Below are 9115 nucleotides of genomic sequence, written 5' to 3'. Positions count from 1 at the left end.
GTGCTGTCCCTGCCGGGTGAGACCGCGGTGTGGCTGCGCGCCTGATCCGTTCGCGGCAGCACTGCTCCGCTCGCGGCAGGACTGCTCCGTTCATGGAGTGCACCGGCGGCCGGGCGTCCTCGTGGCGCCCGGCCGCCGCCGCATCCGGCCCTCGTATCCGGGGCCCGCGGGCCGCCGGTCCGTACCGGTTACCGCAAGACCGGCCGGGTTGCGCGGCCTTCTTGCAGGTAGGGTGGCAATGGTGTGACCAAATGGTGCACGATCACAGATACGATCAGCCCAGAGTGACACCAACGCGACGGAAAGGTTCGGGTCACACCATCGTTTCCATGGTGTTTCCACATCTTTATCCCGCAGGCCTGCAAAGTCTTTCAATGCTTGCAAGTTATTGCTAACGTCACAACACCACGCACGGCGGCGGCAGGAAGCGGAACCCCCGGCGGACCGCACGCACGACCTCCTCAGCCCGTCCTCCCGGAAGGAAGACACCATGAGATTGCGCACCGCACCGGCGATCGCGGCCCTCGCCGCGACCGCCCTGATGGCGACCGCTTGTGGAGGCGGCGGCGACGACGCCCAGGACGCCACCGACACCACCCTCGTCATCTGGTCCGACCCCGAGCGCGCCGCCGCCATCGAGGCCGCCGCCCAGAACTTCGCCGACACCAACGGCGTCAAGGTCGACGTGCAGCAGCTCGCCTTCGGCGACATCCAGGGCGACCTGCTCAACGCCCACCAGGCCGGCAACGCCCCCGACATCTTCATCGGCGCCCACGACTGGACCGGCAACCTGGTCCGCAACGGCGCCGTGCAGCCCGTCGAGCTGCCCGAGCACCGCGCCGAGACGCTCGACGAGACCTCCGTGGAAGCCCTCACCTTCGACGGCCAGCTCTTCGGCGTGCCGTACTCGCAGGAGAACATCTTCCTCATGCGCAACACCGCGCTGGTCCCGGACGCCCCGGAGACCTTCGAGGAGCTCGTCGAGGTCGGCACTTCCCTCAAGGAGAGCGGCGAGACCAGCGAGGTCCTGTCCATGGCCGTCGGCCAGGAGGGCGACCCCTACCGGATGAACGCCCTGTTCACCTCCGCCGGCGGTTACCTCTTCGGCCAGGACGACCAGGGCACCTGGGACCCCACCGACCTGGGCCTGAACACCGACGAGTCCATCGCCGCCATGGAGAAGATCGCCGAGTACGGCGAGTCCGGCCAGGGCGTGCTGCGCCGCTCCATCGACACCCAGAACGACGCCGCCCTCTTCTTCGACGGCGAGGCCCCGTTCTTCATCGCCGGCCCCTGGAACATCGGCGACGCCGACGCCTCCGACGTCGAGTACGGCATCAGCCCCATCCCGGGCTTCGAGGGTGAGGGCCCGGCCCGCCCCTACATCGGCTACCAGGCCTTCTTCGTCACCGAGGGCAGCGCCAACAGCGCCCTGGCCCAGGAGTTCCTGGCCAACCACGTGACCGACCCCGGGTTCATCCTCAGCCTCTACGAGTCCGACCCGCGCACCCCGGTCCAGCTGGAGGCCCTGGAAGAGGTCTCCGCCGACGACGCCAACATCGCCGCCATCGCCGAGGCCGGCGCCGACGGCATGCCCATGCCGTCCATCCCCGAGATGGGCGAGACCTGGGAGCCCCTCGGCAAGGCCGAGGCCGCGATCATCGGCGGTGCCGACGTCCGCGAGACCATGGAGAGCACTCACGACACGATCGCCGAGAAGATCGGCGGCTAGGAGTGTCCTCCCGCAGCAGCGCGGGCGCCCCCGGCACGGGGGCGCCCGCCCGCACGTCACTGCCCGGCGGCGGCTTCGCCGGCTCCGGCTCCCTGTGGGGCCAGGTCGCCAAGATCGCCCTGCTCGGCCTGTTCACCGCCCTGGGCGTCTGGGCCGCCCTGCCGCTGTACGTCGGCGGCAACTGGGGGGGCATCGCCGTCGTCGCGGCCGTGCTCGTCCTCGTCTACTGGGTGTACCTGTCCAAGAGGACGGTGCCGTTCAAGTACCTGCTCCCCGGTGTGCTGTTCCTGATCGCGTTCCAGATCCTGCCGGTGCTCTACACCATGAGCACCTCGGTCACGAACTTCAGCGACGGCCACCGCGGCGACAAGGAACAGGCCATCGCCGCCATCGAGGCGTACTCGGTGACCCGCGCCGAACAGGGCCGCGAGTTCGGCCTCACCGTCGCGACCACCGGCGACCCCGAGACCGGCGAACTGGTCTTCCTCCTCACCGACCCCGAGGGCAACGCCTACGCCGGCGACATCGAGGGGCTGCGGCCCCTGGACGGCGCCACCGTCGACCCCGCCTCCGGGCGGGTCACCGAGGCGTTCGGCCACACCGTCCTGACCCCCGCGCAGATCAACGCGCGCAGCCGGGAGCTGGAGGAGTTCGCCGTCCCCGTGGGCGACGGCACCGGTATCCGGGCCAACAGCCTCTCCACCGCCTACGAGGGACAGGCCACCCGGGTCTACGACGCCGACTGCGACTGCGTCACCGACACCTCGACCGGCGTCGTCTACACCGCCGACGACGAGCGGGGCGCGTTCTACAACGAGGACGGGCAACGGCTCCCCCAGGGCTGGCAGGTCAACGTCGGCTTCGACAACTTCGCCCGGTTCCTGTTCAACCCCACCTTCGCCACCTCGTTCTTCTCCATCCTGGTGTGGAACATCGGCTTCGCGTTCGCCGTCACCGGCCTGGTGTTCGTCGTCGGCCTGGCCATCGCCCTCACCCTGCACGTGCCCGAGCTGCGCGGCAAGAAGGCGTACCGGATCCTGGTGGTCCTGCCGTACGCCATGAGCTCGCTGGCCATGTACCTGCTGTGGCGGGACATGTTCAACACCGACTTCGGCCTGTTCAACCAGCTGCTGGGAACCAGCGTCGACTGGCTGGGCGACGCCTGGACGGCGCGGTTCGCGGTGATCCTGGCCAACGTGTGGCTCGGCTACCCGTACATGTTCCTGGTCGCCACCGGCGCCCTCCAGGCCATCCCGCGGGAGCTGACCCAGGCGGCGCGGATCGACGGGGCCGGGGCCTGGCAGGCGTTCCGGCACGTGACCCTGCCGATGCTCATGGTCGCGATGACGCCGATCCTCATCGCCACGTTCGCGTTCAACTTCAACAACTTCAACGCGGTGTGGCTGATCACCAAGGGCGGGCCGTTCCCGCCCGGCGACCCGACGGCCGGGGCCACCGACCTGCTCATCACGTACACGTTCCGGATGGCGTTCACCCAGGCCACCGCCGAGTACGGGTACGCGGCGGCGCTGTCCGTGATGATCTTCGTGATCGTCTCGGTGATGTCGGTGATCAGCCTCAGCCGCAGCAGGGCCCTGAAGGAGGTGGACCGATGACCGCGACGACGCAGACGGGCCGGGGGTACCGGCGCGGCCCGGGCACCGCGCTCGCGCAGTGGGCGGTGCGGTTCGGCTGGCGGCACGTCGTGATGATCGTGGTCGCGGCGTTCGCGCTGTTCCCCGTGCTGTTCGTGGTGTCGGCGGCGGTCAACCCCGTCGGCACGCTCAGCAGTGCGCGGCTGTGGCCCACCGGGGCCGGGTTCGACAACGCCGTGGACCTGTTCCGGAACACGCCGTTCACCACCTGGTACGCCAACTCGCTGTTCTTCGCGGTGACCAACGCCGCGGCGACGGTGTTCCTGTCGGCGCTGGCCGCGTACGCGTTCAGCCGGATGCGGTTCAAGGGGCGGCGGGTGGGGATGATCGGGCTGCTGATCATCCAGATGTTCCCGCAGTTCCTGGCGATCGTCGCCATCTACCTGATGTTCAGCACCATCGGCGAGTACCGGCCCGAGGTCGGGTTCGACACCCGGTGGGGGCTGCTGCTGGTGTACCTGGGCGGGGCGCTGAGCATCAACACGTGGCTGATGAAGGGCTTCTTCGACACGGTGCCCACGGAGCTGGACGAGTCCGCCCAGATCGACGGGGCCACGCACGCGCAGGTGTTCTTCCGGATCATGCTGCCGCTGGTGACGCCGGTGCTGGCGATCGTGGGGCTGCTGGTGTTCATCTCGACCATCAACGAGTTCCTGATGGCGAGCGTGTTCCTGCGCGACACCGGCGCCAAGACGCTGGGGCTGGGGCTGTACCAGCTGGTGGAGTCGCAGCGCAACGCGAACTTCGGGATGTTCTCGGTGGGGGCGATCATGCTGTCCCTGCCGACGCTGATCGTGTTCTGGTTCCTCCAGAGGTACATCACCGAGGGGCTGACCGCGGGCGCGGTCAAGGGCTGAGCCGCCCGCGGCGCACCCACGAGGGGCGCCTCCCGCCGGGGAGGCGCCCCTCGGCGTTCCCGCCCGCGTCCGTGCCGGTCCGGGGCCGGTGGCCGCCGCGGGGCGGTGCCGACGTCCCTGGGCCCGGCACACGCGAGCGCCCCGAGTAGGGCACCCCGCCCCATTCCCGTCCGTTCCCGTCCGCGGCGGCCCTGCCGGTGTCCTTGGCACCGGCACACGTGAGTCCCCCGGGCGAGGTGTCCCCGTGTCCGCTCCGAGCCGCCCGCCGACACCCTCGAAAGGGCGCGCGGCCCGAGGGCCGTGGCCCGCTCAGGGAGGCTCCTTGAACGCCGAAGGGGCGCCCCCTGGCGGGGGCGCCCCTGGTGGCGCGTGCGGCGGGCGGGACTACTTCTTCTTCTTGTCCTCGCCGGTGGTGTCCGTGGACAGCGCGGAGATGAAGGCCTCCTGGGGCACCTCGACCCGGCCCACCATCTTCATCCGCTTCTTGCCCTCCTTCTGCTTCTCCAGCAGCTTGCGCTTACGGCTGATGTCACCGCCGTAGCACTTGGCGAGCACGTCCTTGCGGATGGCGCGGATGTTCTCACGGGCGATGACCCGGGCGCCGACGGCGGCCTGGATCGGCACCTCGAACTGCTGCCGCGGGATGAGCTCGCGCAGCTTCTTGGTCATCTCCACGCCGTAGGTGTACGCCTTGTCCTTGTGGACGATCGCCGAGAAGGCGTCCACGGCCTCGCCCTGCAACAGGATGTCGACCTTGACCAGGTCGGCCTGCTGCTCGCCGGTGGGCTCGTAGTCCAGGGAGGCGTAGCCCTTGGTGCGGGACTTGAGGTGGTCGAAGAAGTCGAAGACGATCTCCGCCATCGGCAGGGTGTAGCGCATCTCGACGCGGTCCTCGGACAGGTAGTCCATGCCCTGCATGTCGCCGCGCCGCTCCTGGCACAGCTCCATGATCTGGCCGATGTAGTCCGAGGGGCTGAGCACCGTGGCCTTGACCATCGGCTCGTAGATCGCGGCGATCTTGCCCGCCGGGAACTCGCTCGGGTTGGTCACCACGTGCTCGGTGCCGTCCTCCATCTCCACCCGGTAGACCACGTTGGGCGCGGTGGAGATGAGGTCGAGGTTGAACTCGCGCTCCAGCCGGGCGCGGGTGATCTCCAGGTGCAGCAGGCCCAGGAAACCGCAGCGGAAGCCGAAGCCCAGCGCCGCCGAGGTCTCCGGTTCGAACACCAGGGCGGCGTCGTTGAGCTGGAGCTTCTCCAGGGCGTCGCGCAGCACCGGGTAGTCGGTGCCCTCGATCGGGTACAGGCCCGAGAACACCATGGGCTTGGGGTCCTGGTAGCCCGACAGCATGTCGGTGGCGGGCCGGTTCAGGGCGGTGATGGTGTCACCGACCTTGGACTGGCGCACGTCCTTGACACCGGTGATGATGTAGCCGACCTCGCCCACGCCCAGGCCGGCGCACTTGGTGGGCTCGGGCGAGCTGACGCCGATCTCCAGGATCTCGTGGGAGGCCCGGGTGGACATCATCTGGATGCGCTCGCGCGGGCTGAGGTGGCCGTCCACCACACGGACGTAGGTGACCACGCCGCGGTAGGTGTCGTAGACCGAGTCGAAGATCATCGCGCGGGCCGGGGCGTCGGCGTCGCCGATCGGCGGCGGGATCTGCCGGACGATCTCGTTGAGCAGCTCCTCGACGCCCTCGCCGGTCTTGGCGCTGACCTTGAGCACGTCGGAGGGCTCGCAGCCGATGATCCCGGCCAGCTCCTCGGCGTACTTCTCCGGCTGGGCGGCCGGCAGGTCGATCTTGTTGAGCACCGGGATGATCGTCAGATCGTTCTCCAGCGCCATGTACAGGTTGGCCAGGGTCTGGGCCTCGATGCCCTGGGCGGCGTCCACCAGCAGGACCGCGCCCTCGCAGGCCGCCAGCGAGCGGGAGACCTCGTAGGTGAAGTCGACGTGCCCGGGTGTGTCGATGAGGTCCAGGGTGTAGGTCTGGTCGTCCAGCGCCGTGAACGGGATGCGCACGGCCTGCGACTTGATGGTGATGCCGCGCTCGCGCTCGATGTCCATGCGGTCCAGGTACTGGGCCCGCATCTGACGGTCCTCGACGACACCGGTGATCTGGAGCATCCGGTCGGCCAGCGTCGACTTGCCATGGTCGATGTGCGCGATGATGCAGAAGTTGCGGATCAGCGCGGGATCGGTCCGGTTCGGCTGTGCCACCGTGCTCCGTTCGACTAAGGGATTCGGGGTGTGCGGCCCGCGGGGCCATCGTCCATCATCCCATGAGGGAGGGCGCGCCCTCCCCTTGGGCGGGCGGCGGACGGTGCGACAGTATGGTCGCGCACGCGGGTCTGTCCGATGTCCAGATTATGCGACCTCCGAGCCGCTCGGGGCGCACGAACGGTGGGGGTGGCGGCGGTGAAGTGGTTTCTGACCCGGCTGCTGGCGGGTGCGGCGGCGGTGGCCGTCGTCCTGGTGGGCATCGGGGTGCTGCTGGCCGCCCAGTATTCGGGGAAGCCCGCGGCGTGGGCGGTCTCCCAGGGGACCGACGCCGTGTGGGTGGACTCCGCCGACGACGCCGACGCCCTCCGGGCGCTGCTGGACACCGGGGCGGTGGACACCGTGTACCTGTTCGCCGGGGAGATCGACGCCGAGGGCGGTGTTTCCGCCACCGACGACCTGCGGCCCCTGGTCGAGGGGTACCCGGACGTGCGGGCGCTGGCCTGGCTGCGGCACGCCACCGAGGGTTCGTCGCTGCTGGAGACCCGGTTCGACAGGGAGGCCCGCGAACGGCTCGCCCCTTCGGTGGCCGGGGCCGCCGAAGGCTACGCGGGGGTGCATCTGGAGATCCGGCCGGTGCGCGTCAACGACCCGTCGGTGCCGGAGCTCATGGACCTGGTACATGAAGAGCTGCCCGAGGACGCCGTCCTGTCGGTGCTGGCGCACCACGTGGAACTGGCCCCGGGCGGGCGCATCCCGTCGTTCGTGATGAACGGCGAGGAGAAGTACTGGTCCAAGGGGTACCTGGCGCGGGTGGCGCGGCACGCCGACGAGGTGGTGCTGCCGGGGACGGACCCGGGGATGCCCGCGGACGCCATGGACGGCGGGTTCACGGTGCGGCAGGTGACCGAATCGGTCGCCGCTCTGCGCACCCGCGACGACATGACGATCCGGTTCGGGGTGCCCTCCGGCGAACAGGCCGCGACGGTACTGGCGGGGATCCGGCTGGGCATGACCGAGGCCGAGGCGCCCGAACAGATGCGCCTGGGGGTGAGCCTGTCCGATCCGGCGGACCTGCCGCTCTATACCGCCGGGTGGCTGGGCTGAGCAGTGAGCGCCATACGGCATACTGGAAGTCCGTGTCTCGGACTTCCACGTTCTTTCAAGCCCTGTGGAACCACACACCCGGCGTCGACGCCCGTGTCGGCCGCTCACGGAACGGCTGCCCGTGAGCAGAGCCCGCGGACCGACCGACGCACAAGCACAGAACAACTGGAGCACGTTTTCGCATGGCGAACATCAAGTCGCAGAAGAAGCGCATTCGGCAGAACGAGAAGGCCCGTGTCCGCAACCAGGCGGTGCGCTCTTCGCTGAAAACGGCCGTCCGCCGGTTCCGTGAGGCTGCCGAGACCGGGAACGTCGAGCAGGCCACCGTGGCCCAGCGCTCCGCCTCCCGCGCCCTGGACAAGGCCGTGAGCAAGGGCGTCATCCACAAGAACCAGGCCGCGAACCGCAAGAGCGCGATCGCCAAGCGCCTGCACGACCTGCAGAGCGCCTAAAGCCTCATCCCGAAGGCCCGGTCCCCGTGGACCGGGCCTTCGAGTTATCCACAGGCCGCGACCTCCCGCTGGCGCACCGTCACCGAGCTCCCTAGTTTGGGCTCATGACCCCTCGACACGACCAGCAGGAACGACTCCGAGCCCTGGGCCTGGACGCCTCCCCGGCCGCACGCCGGCTGCGCGCCCGCATCCCCCGCCCGGCCCCCGAGCCCGCCGCGGGCATCCCGAGCGCCCCGTACTCGGTGGACGCCTGGCCCGAACGCGACCCCGGCGACCGCGCCCCGGCGCCCCCGGACCCGGACGCCACCCGCACCGTCCGGACCCCGCCCCCGCGCGACCCGCCCCCGTGGACCGGCGCCCGCCTCCCCACCGACGGCACCACCCAGCGCCTCCATCCCCGGCCCGCCGGCGTGAGCGGCCCGACCTCCAACGGCGAGACGGCGCACACCGCCGCCCACCCGTGGAACCCGCACCCCTACGCCGGTGAAGCGGTCGTCAAGCGGGCCCACGGCGCAGGCCGCGCCACCGATCACCCGCCCCCGGCCGATGCCCGGCCGCGGGCCGAACACCCCACCCCGGCCCGAAGCAACAGCGCACACGAACCGGCCACCGGCGGCAAGACGGCGCCCACCCGGGCCGAACATGCCCATGACGTAGGCCGCAGCCGCGGCGGCCCGACCGACGCAGCGGCACACGGAACGCCGACGGGTACCGGCGCGACTGCGAGCAGCGGCCGACCGCGAGGCGAGCACCCCACCGCGGGCTGGAACAGCGGCGCGCGCAAGCCCGGCCCGGACAACGAAACGGCGTACACCGCCGACCGATCCCCGGGACACGCGACCGCTCACCCGGCCACGGCCGACGCCGACCAGCCTCGGATCGAACGTCCCATCGCGGACTGGAGCAGCGGCACAGGCGAACCGGCCACTGGCGGCGGGACGGCGCCCACCCCCGCCCGGCCCCGGGGCGGGCGCCCCCACCAGGGCCGCGCCACCGACCACCCCGCCACAGCGGCCACCGCCCAACCGTGGGCAGAGCAACCCACAGCGAACCGGAGCAGCGGCACAGGCGAACCGGCCACTGGCGGCG

At 70.4% G+C, this 9115-nt stretch carries 6 protein-coding genes and 1 pseudogene; 6 read left to right on the top strand and 1 reads right to left on the bottom strand.

Going from position 1 to position 9115, the window contains the following annotated elements; genetic code table 11:
• The first annotated feature begins 490 nt into the window (after positions 1-490).
• From ACJOT3_RS28560 to ACJOT3_RS28550, 3 genes are read left to right on the top strand one after another with little or no spacing between them, the layout of a single operon-like run.
• Positions 491-1732, top strand: coding sequence for a sugar ABC transporter substrate-binding protein (locus ACJOT3_RS28560; protein WP_406976223.1), 1242 nt, complete (start codon positions 491-493; stop codon positions 1730-1732).
• Between the two features lie 2 nt (positions 1733-1734).
• Positions 1735-3348 carry an ABC transporter permease subunit gene (locus ACJOT3_RS28555; protein WP_406976222.1) on the top strand — a complete coding sequence of 538 codons (1614 nt, stop codon included), beginning with the start codon at positions 1735-1737 and terminating at the stop codon, positions 3346-3348.
• Positions 3345-4244, top strand: a complete 900-nt coding sequence (locus tag ACJOT3_RS28550; RefSeq protein WP_406976221.1) for a sugar ABC transporter permease — start codon at positions 3345-3347, stop codon at positions 4242-4244. The genes ACJOT3_RS28555 and ACJOT3_RS28550 overlap by 4 nt, the downstream gene beginning before the upstream one ends.
• 384 nt (positions 4245-4628) lie before the next feature.
• Here the strand turns inward: ACJOT3_RS28550 and lepA are convergent, their stop codons facing one another.
• Positions 4629-6467 carry a translation elongation factor 4 gene (gene lepA / locus ACJOT3_RS28545; protein WP_406976220.1) on the bottom strand — a complete coding sequence of 613 codons (1839 nt, stop codon included), beginning with the start codon at positions 6465-6467 and terminating at the stop codon, positions 4629-4631.
• A gap of 198 nt (positions 6468-6665) precedes the next feature.
• Between lepA and ACJOT3_RS28540 the strand changes: the two genes are divergently transcribed.
• The 3 genes and pseudogenes from ACJOT3_RS28540 to ACJOT3_RS28530 form a co-directional block, all read left to right on the top strand.
• On the top strand, positions 6666-7574 hold the full coding sequence (locus ACJOT3_RS28540; protein ID WP_406976219.1) for a hypothetical protein: 909 nt from the start codon (positions 6666-6668) through the stop codon (positions 7572-7574).
• A gap of 182 nt (positions 7575-7756) precedes the next feature.
• Positions 7757-8026: a 30S ribosomal protein S20 gene (gene rpsT / locus ACJOT3_RS28535; protein ID WP_406976218.1), complete on the top strand. Its 270-nt coding sequence runs from the start codon at positions 7757-7759 to the stop codon at positions 8024-8026.
• Between the two features lie 104 nt (positions 8027-8130).
• Positions 8131-9115, top strand: a pseudogene (locus ACJOT3_RS28530) (hypothetical protein); the annotation flags it as partial.

It is taken from the genome of Nocardiopsis protaetiae (assembly GCF_045446735.1).
GTDB classification, from domain to species: domain Bacteria; phylum Actinomycetota; class Actinomycetes; order Streptosporangiales; family Streptosporangiaceae; genus Nocardiopsis; species Nocardiopsis protaetiae.
Note: the sequence above shows the minus strand (reverse complement) of the source record. Positions and strands in the feature narration are given on the sequence as shown.